This is a genomic window from Thiothrix winogradskyi (genome assembly GCF_021650935.1).
In the GTDB taxonomy this organism is placed as follows: Bacteria; Pseudomonadota; Gammaproteobacteria; order Thiotrichales; family Thiotrichaceae; genus Thiothrix; species Thiothrix winogradskyi.
The window spans coordinates 962,528-984,600 of the sequence record NZ_CP091244.1; the positions used below are offsets into that span (position 1 = coordinate 962,528).

At 53.8% G+C, this 22,073-nt stretch carries 16 protein-coding genes and 1 pseudogene; 16 read left to right on the top strand and 1 reads right to left on the bottom strand.

Going from position 1 to position 22,073, the window contains the following annotated elements; all coding sequences use genetic code 11:
* Window positions 1-81 precede the first annotated feature (81 nt).
* The 8 genes from apaG to L2Y54_RS05010 all read left to right on the top strand — a co-directional run bounded on the left by apaG (window position 82) and on the right by L2Y54_RS05010 (window position 8,559).
* Window positions 82-465, top strand: coding sequence for a Co2+/Mg2+ efflux protein ApaG (gene apaG, locus L2Y54_RS04970; protein ID WP_479688086.1), 384 nt, complete (start codon window positions 82-84; stop codon window positions 463-465).
* 110 nt (window positions 466-575) lie between these two features.
* Window positions 576-1,415 carry a lytic transglycosylase domain-containing protein gene (locus tag L2Y54_RS21740; protein ID WP_311196223.1) on the top strand — a complete coding sequence of 280 codons (840 nt, stop codon included), beginning with the start codon at window positions 576-578 and terminating at the stop codon, window positions 1,413-1,415.
* Between the two features lie 110 nt (window positions 1,416-1,525).
* A complete protein-coding gene (locus tag L2Y54_RS04985) occupies window positions 1,526-2,446 on the top strand; it encodes a branched-chain amino acid transaminase (protein ID WP_236500466.1) in 921 nt (306 codons plus the stop codon).
* 31 nt (window positions 2,447-2,477) lie between these two features.
* Entirely contained in the window at window positions 2,478-2,684 is a 207-nt protein-coding gene (locus tag L2Y54_RS04990; RefSeq protein ID WP_236500468.1) for a zinc-finger domain-containing protein, read from the top strand.
* 5 nt (window positions 2,685-2,689) lie between these two features.
* Complete coding sequence (gene waaF / locus L2Y54_RS04995; protein WP_236500470.1) at window positions 2,690-3,745, top strand: lipopolysaccharide heptosyltransferase II; 1,056 nt, start codon at window positions 2,690-2,692, stop codon at window positions 3,743-3,745.
* Window positions 3,746-3,814: 69 nt separating this feature from the next.
* Entirely contained in the window at window positions 3,815-5,686 is a 1,872-nt protein-coding gene (locus L2Y54_RS05000) for a putative nucleotidyltransferase substrate binding domain-containing protein (RefSeq protein ID WP_236500473.1), read from the top strand.
* A 14-nt stretch (window positions 5,687-5,700) separates the two neighbouring features.
* On the top strand, window positions 5,701-7,113 hold the full coding sequence (locus L2Y54_RS05005) for a DUF294 nucleotidyltransferase-like domain-containing protein (RefSeq protein WP_236500482.1): 1,413 nt from the start codon (window positions 5,701-5,703) through the stop codon (window positions 7,111-7,113).
* Between the two features lie 204 nt (window positions 7,114-7,317).
* Window positions 7,318-8,559: an ATP-binding protein gene (locus L2Y54_RS05010; RefSeq protein WP_236500485.1), complete on the top strand. Its 1,242-nt coding sequence runs from the start codon at window positions 7,318-7,320 to the stop codon at window positions 8,557-8,559.
* A gap of 186 nt (window positions 8,560-8,745) precedes the next feature.
* Here the strand turns inward: L2Y54_RS05010 and L2Y54_RS05015 are convergent, their stop codons facing one another.
* On the bottom strand, window positions 8,746-13,188 hold the full coding sequence (locus tag L2Y54_RS05015; protein ID WP_236500487.1) for an nSTAND1 domain-containing NTPase: 4,443 nt from the start codon (window positions 13,186-13,188) through the stop codon (window positions 8,746-8,748).
* A gap of 119 nt (window positions 13,189-13,307) precedes the next feature.
* Here L2Y54_RS05015 and L2Y54_RS05020 point away from each other — a divergent pair, with 119 nt between their 5' ends.
* The 8 genes and pseudogenes from L2Y54_RS05020 (at window position 13,308) to L2Y54_RS05060 (ending at window position 22,067) form a co-directional block, all read left to right on the top strand.
* The gene (locus L2Y54_RS05020) at window positions 13,308-13,508 is read left to right on the top strand and encodes a hypothetical protein (RefSeq protein ID WP_236500495.1); all 201 of its coding nucleotides are present in this window, start codon (window positions 13,308-13,310) and stop codon (window positions 13,506-13,508) included.
* A gap of 3 nt (window positions 13,509-13,511) precedes the next feature.
* On the top strand, window positions 13,512-16,229 hold the full coding sequence (locus L2Y54_RS05025) for a sensor histidine kinase (RefSeq protein WP_236500502.1): 2,718 nt from the start codon (window positions 13,512-13,514) through the stop codon (window positions 16,227-16,229).
* Window positions 16,230-16,251: 22 nt separating this feature from the next.
* On the top strand, window positions 16,252-16,626 hold the full coding sequence (locus L2Y54_RS05030; RefSeq protein ID WP_236500503.1) for a response regulator transcription factor: 375 nt from the start codon (window positions 16,252-16,254) through the stop codon (window positions 16,624-16,626).
* Window positions 16,623-18,797, top strand: a complete 2,175-nt coding sequence (locus L2Y54_RS05035; RefSeq protein ID WP_236500506.1) for a 3'-5' exonuclease — start codon at window positions 16,623-16,625, stop codon at window positions 18,795-18,797. Before L2Y54_RS05030 ends, L2Y54_RS05035 begins: the two co-directional genes overlap by 4 nt.
* A 75-nt stretch (window positions 18,798-18,872) precedes the next feature.
* Complete coding sequence (gene rpoZ / locus L2Y54_RS05040; protein WP_236500509.1) at window positions 18,873-19,091, top strand: DNA-directed RNA polymerase subunit omega; 219 nt, start codon at window positions 18,873-18,875, stop codon at window positions 19,089-19,091.
* A 92-nt stretch (window positions 19,092-19,183) separates the two neighbouring features.
* Entirely contained in the window at window positions 19,184-20,728 is a 1,545-nt protein-coding gene (locus L2Y54_RS05045; protein ID WP_236500511.1) for an HD domain-containing protein, read from the top strand.
* An 86-nt stretch (window positions 20,729-20,814) separates the two neighbouring features.
* Window positions 20,815-21,682, top strand: a pseudogene (locus L2Y54_RS21965) (IS982 family transposase).
* A gap of 1 nt (window position 21,683) precedes the next feature.
* Window positions 21,684-22,067, top strand: a complete 384-nt coding sequence (locus tag L2Y54_RS05060) for an ACT domain-containing protein (protein ID WP_236500513.1) — start codon at window positions 21,684-21,686, stop codon at window positions 22,065-22,067.
* Window positions 22,068-22,073 lie beyond the last annotated feature (6 nt).

A 22,073-nucleotide genomic window follows, 5' to 3' on the forward strand; every position in this document is an offset into this window, starting at 1 on the left:
AAGCTTGCTTTAGTCGGATTTTATTGTGGTGTGCGCTGTCTCTGGGATATGTTCTGGCAGCCTGGTGTGTAAAGGAAATCAATGATGGATAGCGAGCGTTACAATATTCAAGTGTCGGTGGAATCCCATTTCATCGAAAAAGAGTCTAACCCGGAGCAGTCGCGTTACGTGTTTGCGTACACGGTGACGATTGTGAATCAAGGCAGTGTCCCTGCAAAATTGTTAACCCGGCATTGGGTGATTTCTGATGCAGATGGGCGAACCCAGGAAGTACGCGGTGAGGGTGTCGTCGGTGAGCAACCTTATCTGCAACCGGGGGAAGGGTTCCGTTATACCAGTGGCACGATTTTGGATACCCCACTGGGGGTGATGCAGGGTGCTTATCAAATGTTGGCCGATGATGGTGAACATTTTGACGCAATTATTGCACCGTTTCGTTTGGTCGATCCGCGCGTTTTGCATTAAATCTTCTCGATATTACCACTCGTCATACCCCGCTAGACATGCCTGAAAACGGCGGGGTATAGTGAAATAGATTTCTCCTATAGTGTCTATAAAAACAAAAAGTGGTAACAATGAAAACCCCAAGCAAATCAAACCAAGTCAGTGGTCTGGTAGCGCTGTCTGTGCTGTGCGGTGCAGCATTACACAGTGAGTCGGCGGAAGCGGCTGTTTACACTTACGTCGATAAAGACGGTACGCGATGGTTAACCAATACGCCGAAAAAAGGCAATAAATATAAATTAGTTGCCAAATACGGTTCGCCACAAAAAAAGTCACCTAAGTCTGCGCCAGTTCAAGCTGTGTCAAATTATAATGCAACAGTGCCTGTTAGTATGACCAGTTCCAGAGGGCATTGTGGTGCACAAAATGCGGCACAGTTAGAACGCAAAATGTTGCCTCATCTGGATTCTATCCGTACTCATGCACGTGCTTACGGTGTGGATGAGCGGCTGGTAATTGCAGTGATGAAGCAAGAATCCTGTTTTAACCCTAGCGCCCGTTCACGGGTGGGGGCGATGGGCTTGATGCAACTGATGCCTGGTACTGCGGATATGATGGGTGTTGGCAATGCGTGGGATCCGCACCAAAATATACGAGGAGGGGTGAAATACCTTGCCGAACAGTTGCGCACGTTCAACGGAAGTGTGCCATTAGCGTTAGCGGCTTACAACGCCGGTCCTGGCGCGGTGCGCAAACACAAGGGGATTCCGCCTTATAACGAAACCCAAAATTATGTGGCGAAAATCATGCGTGACTACCGTGGAGCGCAGGCACACCCGATTCAGCAAGCACAGGCAGCGCCTCAGGCTGGGGGGTATCAGCGTAGTGCCGGTGTACCCGCAGGTATTTCGCGTGGGCAAGGTTGGGCAAAACCGGTTCAGGATTTCACGGTTTTCCGTGGTTTATCGTAAAGGCTTAACGGCGCAGCTTCTTTTTACATCGCAGCAGGCTGCACAGACTGGCAACAATGAAACGCGAAGTGTATGCTTTGACGTTTGATTTTGATCTGTGGAGATAAGCAATGTCGATGTCTGACCGCGATGGCCTGATCTGGCTGGACGGCGAAATGGTGCCTTGGCGCGAAGCCAAAACCCACGTCTTAACCCATACCCTGCACTACGGCATGGGCGTTTTTGAAGGCGTGCGGGCGTATAAGACTGACCAAGGCACGGCGATTTTCCGCTTGCAAGATCACACGGATCGCCTGTTTAATTCCGCCAAAATCATGCGGATGCCGATGCCATTCAGCAAAGAACAGTTGAATGATGCGCAACGTGCGGCAGTGCGTGAAAACAATCTGGATTCTGCCTACATTCGCCCGATGTGTTTCTACGGTTCGGAAGGCATGGGTTTGCGTGCTGATAACTTGGAAACCCACGCAATGGTCGCCGCTTGGACATGGGGTGCTTACCTCGGCGCGGAAAACATGGAAAAAGGTATCCGCATCAAGACCTCCTCCTTCAACCGCCATCACGTCAATGTCACCATGTGCAAGGCGAAAGCTAACGGCAACTACATGAACTCCATGCTGGCGTTGCGTGAAGCCTTAGATGATGGTTATGACGAAGCCTTATTGCTGGATGTGGACGGTTTTGTGTCCGAAGGCAGCGCGGAAAACTTCTTTTTGATCAAAGAAGGTATTTTGTATACCCCGGAACTGACGGCAGCATTGGATGGTATTACCCGTAAAACCGTGATCACACTGGCGCGTGATCTGGGCTATGAAGTCCGCGAAAAGCGCATTTCTCGTGACGAAGTGTATGGGGCGGACGAAGCTTTCTTTACCGGCACAGCAGCGGAAGTCACCCCGATTCGTGAGCTGGATCGTCGTGCGATTGGCTCTGGCTCACGTGGCCCGATTACCGCGCAATTGCAAGCCCTGTATCTGGATATTGTGCACGGTCGCTCTGACAAATACCGTTATTGGCTGACCCTTGTGTAACCGATACTGAACTGATCACGTTGGAGGTTGTATGTCTGCGCCGAGCCTTGCTGATTACAAACGTTTGAATGATACCCGCGAAGTGGTGGTGAAACGTCAAGATTTGCCCTTGAGCTGCCCCACGGATGCGACTGCGTTGTGGTGCTCGCACCCGCGTGTGTCGCTGGCGATTGATGCCAGTGCGGATAAAACCGTGCGCTGCCCGTATTGCGGTACGCTTTACCGTTTGATCGACTAAACGCTATGGCGTTTTCCCCCCAACGTTGCCTGATCGTCGGCCCTTCGTGGGTCGGCGATATGGTGATGGCACAAAGCCTGTTCATGGCACTCAAACAGCGTTTCCCCGATTTGCAGATTGATGTGCTTGCGCCTGCGTGGAGCAAGTCGATTTTGGCAGCAATGCCTGAAGTGCGTGCGGCAATTGAGATGCCGTTGCAGCATGGCGAATTGGCACTGGGTAAACGTTACCAGCTTGGCAAATCCTTGCGGGCGAGTGCGTATGATTGGGCGATTGTGTTGCCGCGTTCGCTGAAAGCCGCACTGGTGCCGTTTTGGGCAAACATTCCGGTGCGCACGGGGTTTAAAGGGGAAATGCGTTACGGCTTGTTGAATGATATTCGCCCGCTGGATAAAACGGTGTTGACGATGACGGTGCAACGCTTTGTGGCGTTGGGGTTGGCGAAGGATGCTAGGTTGCCGCCGAACGTTCAGCAGCCGCAGTTAATCGTTGAAAGAAACCCCTCCCCAGCCCTCCCCTTATCAGGGAAGGGAGCTAAGATAGCTGATGCCTCTTACTCCTCCCCTGATAAGGGGAGGTTGGGAGGGGTTTCTCTTCTAGCCCTCTGCCCCGGCGCAGAATACGGTGCTGCCAAACGCTGGCCTGCCGAATATTACGCCGTCGTCGCCCAACATTACATCGCGCAAGGCGGGCAAGTGATCCTACTCGGCTCTGCCAAAGATGCCCCCGTCACCGCGCAAATTGCCGCCGCTGTGAATTCCCCCGCTTGCCAAGACCTTGCAGGCAAAACCAGCATTCAGGATGTGCTGGAGCTGCTCGCCCAAGCCGATCAGGTGGTCAGCAATGACTCCGGTTTGATGCACGTTGCTGCCGCCGTAGACACGCCGGTGATTGCGGTGTATGGCTCTTCCGACCCGACGTATACCCCGCCTTTGAGTGACAAAGCAAAAATTCTCACCCTTGGGTTGCCGTGCAGCCCGTGTTTCAAGCGCGAATGCCCGCTCCAACATTTGGATTGCCTCAAAAAAATTCTGCCCGAACAAGTCATTTCCTTGCTATAAAGCAACTAATCACATAACAAAACCCGCTATGCTGTGCCGCAGCAATTTTTCTTTTGAATAGGTGTATGTATGGAACTCGAACAACTCAAAGTGCGTGGTTTTTTGGCGAAATGTTCGCCTTTGAAAGAGTTGCCAGCAGAGTGGCTGGATAAGCTTGCACAGAGCGTTACATTCAAGTGTTCTTCCGCTGGTGACGCCGTTTTAACCATTGGCGAACAGAATGATCATGTACTGCTCATCCGCCGGGGTGCCGTTGATGTGTGTCTGGAAAGCGGGGATGTGTACGGGCGTTTTAGCAAGGGTGACTGGGTGGGCTATCGTTCCGTGCTGCGTGGTGGCGTAGTCAGTATGAATGTGATGGCCTTGGAAGACAGCTTGTTCTTCGCCATTCCTGCCTCTCTGTTTTTAGAGTTGGTGGGTAGCTTTGATCGTGTTTCCAAATACTTCTCTGATCGCAAACAAGAGCGGTTGCGCAGTGCGCTACAAGAAATCCGTGGCAATGACGGTATGTCATTGGTGGCGATGCACGTGCGCGATTTGATGAAGCTGCCAATGCTGGTGGGTAAAAGCGATAGCATCCAGCAAGTGGCGCAACAGATGAACGAATTCAATACCCAAACCGTGATGGTCACAGGCGATGACGGTGGTTTGTGCGGCATTGTCACCGACGTGGATTTCCGTAAGCGCGTGGTGGCAGAAGGGCGCAGCATTCATTTGCCGATTGCCGATATTATGACCCTGAACCCGCTGACCCTGACCCCGCGTGATCAGGCTTCCGAAGCCTTATTGCTGATGTCGCGCCGCAATATCCGCCATTTGCCAGTGGTGGAAGACAGCGAAGTGGTGGGTGTGTTATCCGCCAGCGATTTGTTACGCACCCAAAGCAGCAGCGCAGTGTATTTGGTCGGGGATATTTTCGCGGCGCAAGACGTGGCGCGGTTGGCGGAATTGAGCAAGAGTTTGCCGAAACTGTTGGTCAGTTTGGTGAAACAAAGTTTGCCTGCCAATGATATTGGGCAATCCATCACCTCCATCGGGCAGGCGATTGCACGGCGTTTATTGGTGATGGCAGAAGAAAAATTCGGCGCACCGCCCGTGCCGTATGCGTTTATCGTGGCGGGGTCGATGGCGCGGCGTGAACAGACTGCGCATTCCGATCAGGATAACGGCATGATTTTGTCGGATGATTACAATGAGGCGCAACACGGCGAGTATTTCCGGCAGATAGCGAAATATGTGAGCGACGGTTTGGATGCGTGCGGTTACATTTACTGCCCCGGCAATGTGATGGCGACCAATGACCAGTGGAGGCAACCGTTGGCGGTATGGCGTGGCTATTTTGATGCGTGGATCACTAAGCCAGAACCGATGGCGTTAATGTATGCCAGCATTTTCTTCGACCTGCGCTGCTTGCACGGCGACGCCAGTTTGCTAAGCCGTTTGCTAGAAGAAATCCTGAGCAAAACCAAAACTAGTACTCTGTTTCAAGCGTTTATGGCTGGCAATGCCCTGAGCCACAAACCGCCGATCGGTTTCTTCCGAGGCTTTGTGTTGGATAAAGACAGCAAAGACAGCAGTGCTGAAAAAGGCATGGATATGAAGAAACGCGGCGTTGTGCCGATCATCGACATGGCGCGGCTGTATGCGTTGGCGGCAGGGCTTGCGCCGATCAATACGTGGGAACGGCTGGAGGCGATCGCCGACGCGGGAACCATGACTCGTTCCACCGTGGAAGACGTGCGCGATGCTTTCGAGTTCATCAGCATGGTGCGCTTGCAGCATCAAGCCAAGCAAATCGAAAACGGGCAAAAACCCAATAACCACATGCCGCCCGAAGAGCTGTCAGCGTTAGAACGTCGCCATTTGAAAGATGCGTTCGAGGTGATTTCGACCATGCAGGAAAGCATGGCGACCCGCTATCAGGCGGATCGGTTTAGATAAGGAGAGCCGCTGGTGTGTTACATGCCCAGTTGACGGAATTTGCTTGCCCTGCGCTGACGGTGGCAGGCAGCGACACGATCCGCACGGTAGCTGCCCGCATGACGCAGGCGGCAGGTCGTGCTGCGCTGGTGTTGGACGCATCTGGCAACTTGCAAGGCGTGGTCACGGATATGGATTTGCGCACACGGGTGCTGGCTGCTGGGCTTGAGCCGACAACCCCGGTGGGCGACATTATGACTAGCCAACCGCTGGTGGTTGATGCTTCTGAAACCGCATCCGCCGCGCTGCTGCTGATGGCACGGCGCAATATTCGCCATATTCTGGTAAGGCTGGCAGATGGCAGTTTTGGGATTGTGTCGGCGTTCGATCTGTTGCGGCAATACGATTACAACGCTGCTTGGCTGATTGGCGACATCCACGTCGCGGCGGATGTGGCAACCCTGTCACGCCTCAGTCAACATTTGCCATCTGCCTTGGTGCGCATGGTGCAAAACGGCACGCCTGCCCATGACATTGCGCACTCCCTGAGTCTGGTTGGGCAGGAAATTGTGCATCGCTTGCTGACACTCGCGGAAAACCGTTTCGGCGAACCGCCCATTCCCTACGCTTTCATCGTTGCTGGTTCGATGGGGCGGCATGAGCAAACTATCCACACCGATCAAGATAACGCGATGATTCTGGACGATAGTTTCGTGGCGGAATTACACGACGGCTATTTCCAGCAAGTGGCGCACTTTGTCAGTGATGGGCTGGCGGCGTGTGGGTATGTGTATTGCCCCGGCAATATCATGGCAAGCAATCCGCAATGGCGGCAACCGCTGCACGTTTGGCGCGAATATTTCCGCCAGTGGATTGATACCCCCGAACCGCAAGCTTTGGTGAATGCAACCATCTTTTTCGATCTGCGCTGTACCTATGGCGATGACAGTTTGTGGTTGCGGCTGCGTGATGATTTGTTGGGGCGTAGCCGCAATAGCAGCTTGTTTCAGCGTTTGCTGGCGGAAAATGCGCAAACGTTCCAGCCGCCGCTGAATTTTTGGGGCGGGCTTGCCAGTGAGCGCAACGCCAATGGCGAAAAAGTCATCGACTTGAAAAAGCGTGGGGTTGTGCCGGTGATTGATTTGGCGCGGGTGTATGCACTGGCACACGGTTTGCCGCCCGTGAATACGGTGGAACGCCTGCAAGCCTTGGCAGAGGCGGGGGCGTTGAACCGTGCTGATGTGGGGGAATTGCTGGAAGCATTGGAGGTGATTAGTCGCTTGCGTTTGCAGCATCAGGCACGGCAGGTGCTGGCGGGGGTGAAGCCGGATAATGCGTTGCCACTGGCGAGTTTGTCGGCGTTGGAGCGTAATCATTTGAAGGGTGCTTGTAAGGTGGTGGCGCGGTTGCAGCAGGGGATGTTCCGGGTTTACCGGAGTGGGGGGTGATTGTTGATAGATTTGGTAGTGTATCTGTCTTGAACTGGGATTTTTAGGATTCGTGGGATTTTAGGATTAAGAGAAGAGGTCGGTGGGTGTCCATCCTGCTAATCCTTAAATCCTGAAAATCCTAGTTCAAGACGAAAAATGGAGTCGCTAACGCCAAAAAACATTGTAAAATGGCGTTACGAACTCCATTTTACGGTGATGCTGATGTACAACCGACTGTTTACCCCGCCCAACAACAAGAGCTTTTTCCTATTCGGGCCTCGCGGTACGGGTAAAACCACTTGGCTGAAAACACATTTCAAGGATGCCATCCATCTGGATTTTCTACGCCCAGCGTTATACCAACGCCTGCTGGGGTCGGAAAACCGGCTGGAGGAATACATTCCGTCCGACTACAGCGGTTGGGTGGTGCTGGATGAAGTGCAGAAAATCCCCAATCTGTTGGATGAAGTCCACCGCTTGATTGAGGAACGTAAGGATCTGTACTTTGTGTTAACGGGTTCGAGCGCCCGCAAATTGCGCCGCAGCAATGTCAATCTGCTGGCGGGGCGTGCCTTGCAATACCACTTTTTCCCGCTGACCGTGCAGGAAGTGGGCAATGATTTCGTGCTGGAGCGAGCCTTGCGCTACGGGATGTTGCCGTCGGTATTCAGCGAAGAAAATCCTAAACACTACTTGCAAGCCTACCTCCAAACCTATTTGGAACAGGAGGTGCAGCAAGAAGGCTTGACCCGCAATATCGGCGCATTCAGCCGCTTTCTGGAGATTGCCAGCTTTTCCCAAGGCGAATCGCTGAACATCACCGAAGTGGCACGCGAAGCCAATATCAACCGCAAAGTGGCGGAAAACTATTTCACCATCCTCGAAGATTTGCTGATTGCCTACCGCCTGCCGGTCTTTAGCAAACGTGCCAAACGTAAGCTGACCCAGCACTGCAAGTTTTACCTGTTCGATACCGGCATTTATTACCAGGTGCGCCCCAAAGGGGTGTTGGATAGCCCGGAGGAACTGGAAGGCGTGTGTCTGGAATCGCTGGTGTTGCAGGAAATCCGCGCCATGAATGCCTACCGCGACTGGGGCTATGACTTGTCATTTTGGCGCACCGCGACGGGGATTGAGGTGGATATTATCTGCTACGGCGAAAACGGGTTCTATGCGCTTGAGGTTAAACGCACTCGGCAGGTTTCCAGCAAACACTTGAGTGGGCTGAAGAGTTTCCGTGAGGATTATCCGCAAGTTACGCCGTATCTGCTGTATGGTGGTGATGACGTGTTGGAGGTTGATGGGATTAAGGTGATTCCGGTCGTTACTTTTTTGAAGGGGATGGACGGATATTTGATGCCTGAAAGATTTCGCCAAACTGCTTTGCAAGTTCCCAATGCTGAAACCCGTCGGGCAATGGAAGAAGCACGAGTCATCACTAAAGCACGTTTCGATAAGCCCTAGAAGCTGTTAGATGCCCTTCACCTCGAATGACAAATAGTTTGAATTGTAACGATAATCGGAAAAAATCCGATTATCCTTTCAAATTCGGCTATACGCTGTACCCAGATCAAGAGAATGTTGCCTTCGACTCCGCTCAGGCAACGGCACGTCCGCTGGCTGAGCGGAGTCGAAGCCACATTCAGGCAATCACTCCAGTTCCTTTAACGTTTTCTCAATAATCCCAATCCACTGTTGCTGCTGCCCGTGCAGCAAGCCTTTTTCCTCCAATGGTTTCAGGATTGCCAATGCTTTTTCGCCGTGTGCGCGGGCGGCTTTGGTGTAGTCCTGTTGCTGCGCAATACCCAGTAATTTGAAATGTGACACCACCACATCGGTTTTCCATCCGGCATTGCCGGGGTCGTTGTCCGCCAACGTTTGGAAAATGTTCTGGCTTTTCTCAAACACGGCTTTGGCGTCGTCGAGCTTGCCCTGCGCTTTTAGGATGTTGCCGATCTTGTTAAGGCTGACGGAGAGGTCGCGTTGCCATTCTGCATTGCTGGGGTCGTTGTCCGCCAGCGTTTGTACCAATTCGTTACGAATCTTGTAATGTTTCAGTGCTTCATCAAGATTCCCTTGATCTTTAAACACATTGCCAATTCTTTCATGGCTGATTCCTAAGTCGTATTGCCATCCTGCATTGCTGGGGTCGTTGTCTGCTAGCGTTTGGAAAATGTTCTGGCTTTTCTCAAACACAGCTTTGGCGTCGTCGAGCTTGCCCTGCGCTTTTAGGATGTCGCCGATATTGATAAGGTTGACGGAGAGGTCGCGTTGCCATGCTGCATTGCTGGGGTCGTTGTCCGCCAGCGTTTGGAAAATGTTCTGGCTTTTCTCAAACACAGCTTTGGCGTCGTCGAGCTTGCCCTGCGCTTGGAGGATGTCGCCGATCTTGTTAAGGCTGATGGAGAGGTCGCGTTGCCAGTCAGTATTGCTGGGGTCGTTGTCCGCCAGCGTTTGCACCAATTCGTTACGAATCTTGTAATGTTTCAGTGCTTCATCAAGATTCCCTTGATCTTTAAACACATTGCCAATTCTTTCATGGCTGATTCCTAAGTCGTATTGCCATGCTGCATTGCTGGGGTCGTTGTCCGCCAGCGTTTGTAAAATGTTCTGGCTTTTCTCAAACACGGCTTTGGCGTCGTCGAGCTTGCCCTGCGCTTGGAGGATGTCGCCGATTTTGATAAGGCTGACGGAGAGGTCGCGTTGCCATGCTGCATTGCTGGGGTCGTTGTCCACCAGCGTTTGGAAAATGTTCTGGCTTTTCTCAAACACGGCTTTGGCGTCGTCGAGCTTGCCCTGCGCTTCGAGGATGTCGCCGATCTTGTTAAGGCTGATGGAGAGGTCGCGTTGCCAGTCAGTATTGCTGGGGTCGTTGTCCGCCAGCGTTTGTACCAATTCGTTACGAATTTTGTAATGCTTTAATGCTGCGTCCAGATTGCCCTGTGCCTGTTCAACCATGCCAATTCTTTCATGGCTGATTCCTAAGTCGTATTGCCATCCTGCATTGCTGGGGTCGTTGTCTGCCAGCGTTTGGAAAATGTGTTGGCTTTTCTCAAACACGGCTTTGGTGTCGTCGAGCTTGCCCTGCGCTTCGAGGATGTCGCCAATCTTGTTAAGGCTGACGGAGACGTCACGTTGCCATCCGACGTTGCTGGGGTCGTTGTCCGCCAGCGTTCGGCGGATAGTCTGGCTTTTCTCAAACACGGATTTGGCGTCGTCGAGCTTGCCCTGCGCTTGGAGGATGTTGCCGATGTTGTTAAGGCTGACGGAGAGGTCGCGTTGCCATCCGGCATTGCTGGGGTCGTTGTCCGCCAGCGTTTGGAAAATACGTTGGCTTTTCTCAAACACGGCTTTGGCGTCGTCGAGCTTGCCCTGCGCTTTGAGGATGTCGCCGATGTTGTTAAGGCTGACGGAGAGGTCGCGTTGCCATCCGGCATTACTGGGGTCGTTGTCCGCCAGCGTTTGGAAAATACGTTGGCTTTTCTCAAACACGGCTTTGGCGTCGTCGAGCTTGCCCTGCGCTTTGAGGATGTTGCCGATGTTGTTAAGGCTGACGGAGAGGTCGCGTTGCCATCCGGCATTGCTGGGGTCGTTGTCCGCCAGCGTTTGGTGGATGTTCATGCTTTTCTCAAACACGGCTTTGGCGTCGTCGAGCTGGCCCTGCGCTTTGAGGATGTCGCCGATCCTGTCAAGGCTGACGGAGAGGTCGCGTTGCCATCCGGCATTGCTGGGGTCGTTGTCCGTCAGCGTTTGGGCAATGTCGCGGCTTTTCTCAAACACGGCTTTGGCGTCGTCGAGCTGGCCCTGCGCGGTGAGGATGTCGCCGATCTTTTCCAGGCTGACGGCGAGGTCGCGTTGCCATCCGGCATTGCTGGGGTCGTTGTCCGCCAGCGTTTGGCTGATGTTCATGCTTTTCTCAAACACGGCTTTGGCGTCGTCGAGCTGGCCCTGCGCTTTGAGGATGTTGCCGATCTTGTTAAGGCTGACGGAGAGGTCGCGTTGCCATCCGGCATCGCTGGGGTCGTTGTCGGCACGTTGCTGGTCGGATTGGAGGGCTTCGCGGTACAGTTTTTCGGCTTCCGGTAGTTTGCCTTGGGCTGCCAGTGTGTCGGCTTGTTGTAACAGGTTGGTGGCGCGTTGGCGTTCCAGATCATCGCCTTGGACGCTATCGCCGAGGTTATTGTAATAAGCCGTTACCCGTGACTGGATGTCCTGCATGATGTCGAGCCGCCCGATGGGTTCGAGTTTGTCGCGCAGGTCGAAGTTGATGAAGTTGATCAGGGTGTTGGCTTCCCGCAACATCGCCTCCAAACGTTGTTGCCGCTGCTCTTCGGCTTGGTGGCTGTGCTGGATGTAGGCGCGTTCGTCCGCGCTCAAGCCGGAGCGGTTGGCAAACAGCCATTCCCGCGCCCGTTCCAGCGCAATGCCCTGCAACAGCCCCTTGTCCTTGTGCGCGTCGGGCAGGTGTTGCCATTCGCGCAGGCTGTGTTCGAGTTGTTGCTTGCTGAGCAGGAAGTCGTGTTCTTCGCGCAGCCAGCCGTTGAGCAGTTGCCAGTGGCGCAACAGGGCTTCGTGCGCCACTTCCACCCGCTTGATGCCGTTGGCACTGCGTTGTACCAGCAGGCGGGCATTGGTGAGTTTATCCAGCAGCGGGTGAGCAGCGGCAGGCAGGGCTTCCCAATCCGCCGCTTGGCGCACGTAGTCGCCCGCGTCATTGACCCGCACCAGATGCGGAATGAAGGCATCACGCAAGGCTTGCTGTGCTGCCTCACCCAAGCGGTCGGGCTGGATGGCTTCGCTGGCTTTGTGTTGCACCGCATTTTCCAGTGGGTTGAGGCGCTCAGAACCGAGGCGGTGGTATTCGTCCAGCGTCAGGTCGCCATCCGTGCCAAAACGTTCGTACAGTTCACGCAAGGCAAACGCCAGCAGCGGCAATGCGTCAGCGGTCGCCGCATCGTGGGTGGCAACAGTCACCAAACCGTCTTCAACCGTCAACCCCACCACCCCCGCCGGACCACGGATCAGGTCGCTAACCCGTTCCAGTGGCAAGGGGTCAAGCGCGAACAGGCTGGTTTCCAGTGCGCCGGTTTCACTCACTTGGGCTTGTAAGGCTGCCAGATAATCGCTGCGCATTGCCATCAGGGTCAGCAGCGGCAGTTTTGCTTGTTGTGCTGCCAGCAATAGCCGGAACAGGGCTTGGGTTTGTTGCGGCTCGGCGGTGGTGAACAATTCTTCGGCTTGGTCAATGCTCAGCAACACCGTGGCATCCCATTGAGCATTCGGGGTACGCAATTGTTCAAGGTAATTGCTCAGGGCAGGCAATGCCTGTTCACCCTGCAACTGGGCGTAAAGCTCGGCGGCGTGTTGTGGTGTGCCGTTGGCAGTTGCCAGCACTTGCGCCAGTTTGCGCAGCGGTTCGCGTTCCGGGCGCAAGGCTTCCAGCACCAGCCAGTGGCGGGTATCGCGGCGCAAACGCGGCAACAACCCGGCTTTCAGCAGTGAGGATTTGCCCGCACCGGAAGCCGCCAGCATCAGCAATACACTGGCATTGCCGAGGGTACGGTGCTGATTGAGGCGTTCGCGCAACTGATTGGTTTCATGGTCACGCCCGAAAAATACCGGCGCATCTTCTGCCTCAAACGCCAGCATACCGGGGTACGGCGGGCGGGTTTTGTCCCAGTCAAAGCGTTGCTGAAGGGTAAGGGTCAGTTCGGTAAGCTGGGCGTGCAGGCGTTGCAGCGCGTCGTCACGATCTTTTGTCAGGTCAAGGTGCTGGAGGTCTGCCGCCACCGTGGTCTGCAAGCCGGGTTGGATGCGCAGTGGGAAAATGGTTTTGCCCAAGGCTCGCGCCTGCATAAATTCAAACCCGCACCACTGCGAAGCCAGCCAGTGGTCACTGAGTAGGCAAATCAGCGCGTGGGAACGCTGGATTTCACGGTACAGCACTTTTTCCCACTCGCTCCCCGCCGCAATGCCATGCCGTGCGTCAGAGTCGAGGAATAGTGATTCAAAGCCTTGGCTTTCCAGCCAGCGCATGAGTTCGAGTGCTTCCGCCTTGTCTTTGGTGGAATGGCTGATAAAAATGAGTGCCACAAGCAAGCCCTGATGTGGTTGGGAATGGCTGTTTTATAGCCGTAACGGGCTGTAAAGTCCAGTAAGGTGCTACGAATCCGCTACACTTAACCTACACGGATAAAACGGGGAGGAACAACATGTTAAAAAGCAGCATGACCACGCAACGCCTACTGGCGCTGTTTACCGCTGGGGTCGCCTTCCTCAATTTCCCGCTGCTGGCATTGTGGAATCACAATGTGCAGGTATGGGGCATTCCGCTGTTTCCGCTGGGCTTGTTTGCGGTGTGGGTGGTGCTGATTGTGCTGCTGGCACTGATCATGGAAACGGGTGAGGATTAAGCCATGTTGTCACCCGTATTGGTTATCGGTGTTACCTTTGCTTACCTGTTAAGTCTGTTTGCGGTGGCGTATGTGGCGGATAAACGTGCGGAAGCCGGGCGTTCGGTAATTGCCAACCCGTGGGTTTACGCACTTTCCATTGCGGTGTATTGCACGGCTTGGACGTATTTCGGCAGTATCGGGCGAGCTGCCAGTGGCGGGGTGTGGTTCCTGCCAATTTATCTGGGGCCGATGCTGGCAATGGTGCTGGCATGGTTGGTGGTGCGCAAGATGATCCGCATTGCCAAAACCTACCGGATTACTTCAATCGCCGACTTTATCGCCAGCCGTTACGGCAAAAGCCCGTTGCTGGCGGGGCTGGTCACGCTGATTACGGTGGTGGGGATTGTGCCGTACATTGCGCTGCAACTGAAAGCCATTTCCAGCGGTTACGCGGTGCTGACTCTGCCACTCGGTGAGAAACTCGCCACACCGACCGATTGGTGGGCGGATAGCACCCTGTACATCGCGTTGGCACTGGCGGGTTTCACCATTATGTTCGGCACGCGTCATCTGGATAGCAGCGAACGCCACGAGGGCATGGTGGCAGCCATTGCGTTTGAGTCGGTGGTGAAATTGTTGGCATTCCTGCTGGTCGGGCTGTTTGTCACTTATGGCATGTTCAATGGTATTGGCGATATTTTCGCGCAGGCAATGAATACGGAACACTTGCGCAAACTGCTGACCTTTGATCAGGGGCAGCAACCGTTTGTGTATACGCAATGGTTTACCTTGACCCTGCTGGCGATGCTTTCGGTGATTTTCCTGCCACGCCAGTTTCAGGTGATGGTGGTGGAAAACGTCGATGAACGCCATTTGCGTCGGGCGGTGTGGGTGTTCCCGCTGTATTTGCTGCTGATCAACCTGTTTGTGTTGCCGATTGCCTTGGGTGGCTTGCTGTATTTTGGGGTGGGGACGATTAACCCGGAAACCTTCATCTTGTCACTGCCACTGGCACAGGGGCAAAACACCCTAGCACTGCTGGCATTTGTCGGTGGGGTGTCAGCAGCCACCGGCATGGTGATCGTGGAAGCCATCGCGGTCTCCACGATGGTGTGCAACGATCTGGTGATGCCCTTGCTGTTGCGTACCCGGCGTTTCGGGGAACGTTCCGGCGGCGATCTAACCCAAGTACTGCTGCGCATTCGCCGCATGGCGATCATTGTGATTTTGCTGCTGGGCTATCTGTATTTCCATCTGGCAGGCGAAGCCTACGCGCTGGTCAGCATTGGTCTGATCAGCTTTGCGGCGGTGGCGCAATTTGCCCCGGCAATGCTGGGCGGTATGTACTGGAAAGGCGCAACCCGTAACGGCGCATTCGCAGGCTTGCTGGCTGGTTTCCTGCTGTGGGCGTACACGCTGATGCTGCCGTCGCTGGCAAAATCGGGCTGGATGTCGGCGGATTTCCTGCAACACGGCTTGTTCGGGATTGACTTGCTGAAACCGGAAGCGCTGCTGGGCTTGAGTGGGTTGGACAGCATTACCCATTCGTTGTTCTGGAGCTTGTTTGCGAATATCAGTGTTTACGTGCTGGTGTCATTGTGGCATCGTCCCAGCGCCCGCGAAGCCAGCCAGGCATTGCTGTTTGTCGATGTGTTCCAGCGCACTCATAGCGCCCACCCGGTATTCTGGCAGGGGCAAGCCAAAGTCACTGATTTGTTGCACCTGACTGGGCGGTTTCTGGGGCAAGAAAAAGCGCAACATTTATTCAGCGAATATGCCCGTAAAGCCGATGTTCATGACATAGGGCAAATACCGGCTGATGCCAAACTGGTACACTTCGTGGAAACGCAACTGACTGGCGCGATTGGCAGCGCATCGGCGCGGGTGATGGTGGCTTCCGTGGTGGAGGAGGAGGTGCTGGAACTCGACGATGTGATGCGCATTCTGGAGGAGGCATCGCAATTACGCGCCTATTCGCAAGCACTGGAGGAGAAATCGTATTCCCTGCAATTGGCAACCGATGAGTTGCGGGCAGCCAATGACAAGCTGAAAAGCCTTGACCGTTTGAAAGACGAATTCATGTCGTCCGTTACCCATGAATTGCGCACACCGTTGACTTCCATTCGCGCCCTGACCGAGCTGATGCAGGATGACTCGGAAATGGAGGTGGAACAGCGTCAGCAATTCCTCGGCATTGTGGTGGCAGAAGCCGAACGTCTTAGTCGTCTGGTCAATCAGGTGCTGGATATGGCAAAGATCGAATCCGGTCATGTCGATTGGCATGAAACCGAGGTCGACATGGCAGAGGTGGTGCAGCAGGCGGTCAATAGTGTGGCAGCCACCTGCCGCGAACGCAGCATTACGCTGGATACGCAATTGCCGGAACAGGTGATGCCAGTGCAGGCAGACCATGACCGACTGGTGCAGGTCATGCTGAATTTGCTTTCCAATGCCATGAAATTTGTCCCGGCACGGGCTGGCAGGATTGCAGTGTGCTTGCAAGATAGCGCCGCAGGCGTTACGGTCACAGTGACAGACAATGGTGTCGGCATCCCGACCGACAAGCACGTCTTGGTGTTTGAAAAATTCCGGCAAGTCGATAACGCTTCCGGCTCACAACAAGGCACAGGATTAGGCTTGCCCATTAGCCGCGAAATCGTGGAACATTTCGGCGGACGGATGTGGCTGGAATCCGAAGCAGGCAGAGGAGCGTGCTTCGGATTCTTTTTGCCGAGGTGAAGAACCCAGAGAGGAGAACAACATGACCAAAACCGTACTGATCGCGGATGATGAACCCAACATCCTGATCTCGCTGGAATTCCTGATGAAGCGCGAAGGTTATCGCGTGCTGCTGGCGCACGACGGGCAGGAAGCCTGCGACCTGATCATGACAGAACGCCCCGACCTGTTGCTGCTGGATGTGATGATGCCGAAAAAGACCGGCTTCGATGTCTGCCATGAAGTTCGCGCCCATGCGGATTTCAAGGATACCCCCATCCTGCTGCTGACCGCCAAAGGGCGCGATACCGATGTCGCCAAAGGGCTGGCAATGGGGGCGAATGCCTACATGATCAAGCCGTTTTCCACCAAGGAACTGGTGCAAAAAGTCCGTGAGATGCTGGGGGCTGCGGTATGAGGCGCTTTGATAAACGTGTCGCCATCGGGGTTGCCATTATTGGCGTGATTTGCCTAGTGTGGTTAGGTGTTACCGGGGCATTGATTGGGGCATCCCTGAGCGAAAGTGAGCGTGAGGCGGTACGCAATGCCGTCGGGGCGCGGGGCGTTTTGCTGGTGGTGATGTGGGCGGTGTCGCTGGTCGTGGTCGGTGCGGTGTTGAGCCGTCTGGTGGCTTATTTCATGACAGCCCCGGCGCGGCTGGCGGAAGAAGCCCAAGTGTTGCTGGGAACCGATGTCAAACGCCAGCTCGTCCCCACCGGCAGTATCGAAAACCGCCGCTTGACGGATTTGTTCAACCAGTTGGTGCAACAGCGCGAATCCTTGCGTGACGAAATGGATGTACGGGTTGCTGAAGCTGCCCACAACACCGAACAGGAAAAAAACCGTCTCGCCGCGCTCATGTCGGAACTGACCAAAAGCGTGGTGGTGTGTAACCTCGACGGGCGTATTTTGCTGTACAACAACCGCGCAAGGATGCAGTTCCGCAAGCTGTCGCAAGCCCCCGGCGCTATTGGCGGTACGGAACTGATCGGTTTGGGGCGTTCGGTCTACGGCGTGTTTGACCGCAAGCTGGTGGCACACGCGCTGGAAAACATTCAGCACCGTTTGCAACGCGGTGCGGCTGCCCCTTCCGCGCAATTCATCACCACCACCCCGTCGGGTCAGTTGTTGCGGGCGCAAATGGCACCGGTACGTTCGCCGCAGGAAGGCAATGAGCTGCCGAAAATGACCGGCTTCGTGCTGATGCTCGACAATATTACCCGCGAATTTGAGGCACAAGCGCGTCAGGACAGCATCTTGCACACCCTGACCGAACGCAGCCGTGCCGCACTTGCCAATATGCAGGCAGCACTCGATGTACTCGAATACCCCGACCTCGAACCCGACATGCACGAACGCTTGCTGAAAGTGTTGCGCGAAGAAACCGCAGGGCTGGGTACGCGCCTGCGCGAAATCAAGTCTTCCGCTGTGGATGGCACCGTGTTGCGCTGGCCACTGGAAGACATGCTGGGGGCGGATTTGGTAGCAGCGGCGATTCGCCGTATCGAAACCATCGACAATCTGTCCGCTGTTGCCGAGCAGGTGGACGATTCCCTGTGGCTCAAGGTGGAAAGTTTCTCACTGCTGCAAGCGCTGTCCTACCTTGCGGAACGCCTCAAGCAGGAATGCGTGATTACCACCCTGCAATTACGGCTGGGTATGGGTGACGGGCGGGCGCAACTGGATTTGTGCTGGCAGCCTTCCGCCGATAAAGCCACCACGGAAGTGATTCCCGGTTGGGAAACTGACCCGATGCGTTCTGGCGGCGAAGACACATCCCTTACCATTCAGGACGTGGTAGAACGTCATGGCGGGGCATTCTGGTTTGGGCGTGACCCTGACAGCGGTACAGTCTTTTTCCGTTTCCTGCTGCCACTCGCCGCTCCGCAGGAACAACTGGAAACCGCCAGCATGGTGCGCAATGAAAGCCGCCCGGAATACTACGATTTCGACCTGTTCCAGAGTTCGGCACAAACCCGCTCGCTGGAAGATAGCAAGCTCAGCGAACTGTCATTCACCGTATTCGATACCGAAACCACCGGGCTTGACCCTGCCAACGGCGACGAAATCATTCAGATTGCAGCGGTGCGCATCGTCAACGGCAAGCTGCTGCGCCATGAGAGTTTCGACCAGTTTGTTGACCCGAAACGCAATATTCCCGAGCATACCATTCCCATCCACGGCATTACCCCCGACATGGTGAAAGGGCAACCAACCATCGACAAGGTATTGCCCGCGTTCCACCAGTTTACCCAGGATACCGTGCTGGTCGCGCACAATGCGGCGTTCGACATGCGCTGCTTGCAGGTGAAGGAGAAAGTCACCGGACTGGTGTTTGACAACCCGGTTATGGATACCTTGCTGTTGTCTGCTGTTGTCCACCCGAATCAGGAATCACACCGGCTGGAGGCGATTACCGAACGTTTTAACATCAATATCTTGGGGCGGCATACCGCGCTGGGGGATTCGATGGCGACGGCGGAAGTTTTCCTACGGCTGATTCCGCTGCTGGCAGAGAAAGGCATCTTTACCTTGGGGCAGGCGCGGGAAGCCGCTCAGAAGACGTATTACGCCCGCCTGAAATATTGATTGCATATTAAGGTTGACCTTGGCTTGGATTCAGCTTAGCTTATCTGATTAATCAAATTTTAGAGCGAAACCAAGATGGCACGTATTACGGTTGAAGATTGCCTACAGCATGTTGATAACAATTTTGCGCTGGTATTGAAAGCGGCAAAACGCGCCCGTGACATTTCCCACGGCGCTCAGCCGCTGGTGGCAGATGAGGGCGATAAGCCTACTGTCATCGCCCTGCGCGAAATTGCCGAAGGCTTGCTGGTACAGAAACCAGTGGTGATTTCCACCAAAGCAATCGACGATTAAGACTGATAAAGAATACCCACTGCTACCTTGAGTGGGTATTTTTTTGAGGTTGAGAATACGACCTGACCTGATACGCTCGGTGAGGATGTTTTATGTCAGATGATAATTCATACCGTGAACCCGCGCCCGACGACAATGAGCGTGGGGATGAATCCAGCAACACGGGGGATGGTTTTCATGAATTTAGTGAGCCGGGTCCTGCGGCGCATGAGTCGATAGCGCCTTCTGAAGTACCTGAGCCAGCGCCTAAACCGATTATTTCGCATAATGTTTTTCGCGCCAATAATCTGATGCAGTTGGTTGAGCGTTACATGTCGCCAGCCGATACCCGCAAAGTCTACGATGCTTTTCTGTTGGCTGCGGAAAAGCACGAAGGTCAGATGCGGGCGGATAAAATCACCCCTTATATTACCCACCCCTTGGAAGTCGCCCGCACGTTGGCATTGTGGTATCTGGATGTGGATACCGTTTGTGCAGCGCTGTTACACGATGTCCCTGAAGATACCGATTGCAGCATTGAAGAAGTCGTGGAGAAATTTGGGGCTACGGTCGGGCATTTGGTTGGTGGTGTCACCAAGTTAAAGCGTAACGATGCGTTGCCGACCAAACAGGCGGTGACGATTGCCAGTTATCACAAAATGATGCAGGCGATGACGCAGGATTTCCGCGTGGTATTGGTCAAATTGGCTGATCGTTTGCACAATATGAAAACCTTGGAGAATGTGGAGCCTGATAAGCGGCGACGGGTCGCGCGGGAAACCTCCACGACTTATGTGACCTTAGCGCGGCGCATGGGGATGAATATTATCCGGCGCGAATTGCAGTGGCTATCGTTCCAGGGTTTGTACCCTTGGCGTAGCAGCATTATGGAGCGGGCGCTGAATAGGTATCTGCAAGAGAATGAAGAAAAGCACGAGCAAATCTTCAAAAGCATTTCGGATGCGCTGGAAGTCAGCATTCCCAGTAGTAGTGTGTTGGTGTGGGAAAAAAACCTGTTCCGGGTGTATGAGCAGTGTCGCCGTAAAAAGGTTGGTTTCCGCCAGCAGTGTGATTTGCTGGAAATCAGCGTGCAAGTCGCTGAGCCGGAAGAGTGTTACCGCGCTTTAGGCATTATCCACAGTTTATTCAAGCCGCGTATGGGGATGGTCAGGGATTTCATTGCTGCACCCAGAGCGTATGGTTTTCAGTCATTGCAGACCACGGTGACGGCATCCAATGGGCAGGTGGTGCGTTTCCAGATCCAGACGCGGGAAATGTATCAGGTGGCACAATTAGGGGTTGCGGCACGTTGGAATCACGTTTCGGGAACCCGTTCTTATACCCAAGGGGTATTCAATAGCTGGATCGAGCAGGTCAAGGAATTCGATAATCAGGCACAAAACCCGGATGAGTTTTATGCGGCAATGCAAGGCGATATGTTCCAGACTGAGATTTACGCCTATACCCCGGAAGGTGATGTGAAAGAATTGCCGCGCGGGGCAACCTTGGTGGATTTTGCTTACGCCGTGCATACCGAATTAGGGCATCGTTGCGTGAAAGCCAAGGTTGATGGCGTGGAGCGGGGATTACGCAGCCGTGTGCCGAATAATATGGCGACGATTGAAATTATTACTGGTGATGAGCCTAATCCAACCTGAGTTCGGGATAAGGTAAGGCGCAGCCTTTCATGGGAGAATGTGAGTAACCACACACAACATTGACCCCACCAAAGGCTGCTACTGAGATGCTAACACGGTTATTCTGTGCCATTGACGATTTTTGTCAGGACTTTCATCCCGAATGGAACAAAACGTTATTGACCCCGAAAGGCGGGCATCGTCGTCGCCACAGTGGTCTTGGCGATAGTGAAATCATGACGATTTTGGTGCATTACCACCAAGTGGGGTATCGTACTTTCAAGTGGTATTATGAGCGTCATGTCAAAGTATTTCTTAAGGGTCATTTCCCGCAACTCCCTAGTTATCAACGTTTTATTGAGTTAATGCCGCGTGTTCTTTTGCCACTAACCCTGTTTATGCAGCAACGCTGTGAAACGGGGCGAGGTATTGCCTTCATAGACTCTACCCCTTGAAAGTCTGTGAAAATTTGCGTATTCCACGTCATCACACCTTTCGCAAAGACGCAGGCGGGGTAAATCGTCAACAGGCTGGTTTTATGGGTTCAAACTTCATTTGGTCGTGGATGACTGCGGCAATATTTTATCGTTTGCCATTACTTCGGGTAATACCGATGACCGTAAGCCCGTTCCCACGTTGCTGAAAAAAGTGGTCGGCAAAGTCTTTGGTGATCGTGGCTACATTTCCAAGGCATTGACAGAATCGTTGGCAGAGCAAGGGGTTGAATGGATTACCTCGCTGAAGAAAAACATGAAACCCGTGGCGCGTGACACGTTCGATACACTGATGTTGCGTAAACGGAGCATCATCGAAACCATCAATGATCAGTTGAAAAATATTTCACAAATTGAGCATTCACGCCACCGTTCACTCACTAACTATATGATTAACATCATTGCTGGCTTGGTGTCATATGCCTATCAAGATAAAAAACCAGCACTGGATTTAAAAACATCAGCATTGGTTGTGATCTAAATTGAGGGATGGCTTATCCCGAACTCAGGTTAATCCAGACGTTGGCTGGTTGCATTTCGTCAAGACGAGTAAGGCGTTGTACGCGATCCGCAGTTGGTTGCGTCAGCATAATGCTTTACCTGAATGGGGCGAACAGGGGATGGGGCAGAAAATGTTAGCAGGTATTGTCTTGGATGTTCGCGATGTGAAAGGCATGTTACGCCAAATCACGAAAGCGCTGGACAGTTTGGATGTGAATATCGTCGATCTGAAAATTACTGGCGAGGGGCGTATCAAGCAAGATGCTTTTACCATTCAAGTGGATGATCAAGGGCATTTACAAGAAGTCATTCGTCAGCTAAAACACATACCGAATGTATTGAATGTCAGCAAATCGACGAAATAAAGGAAT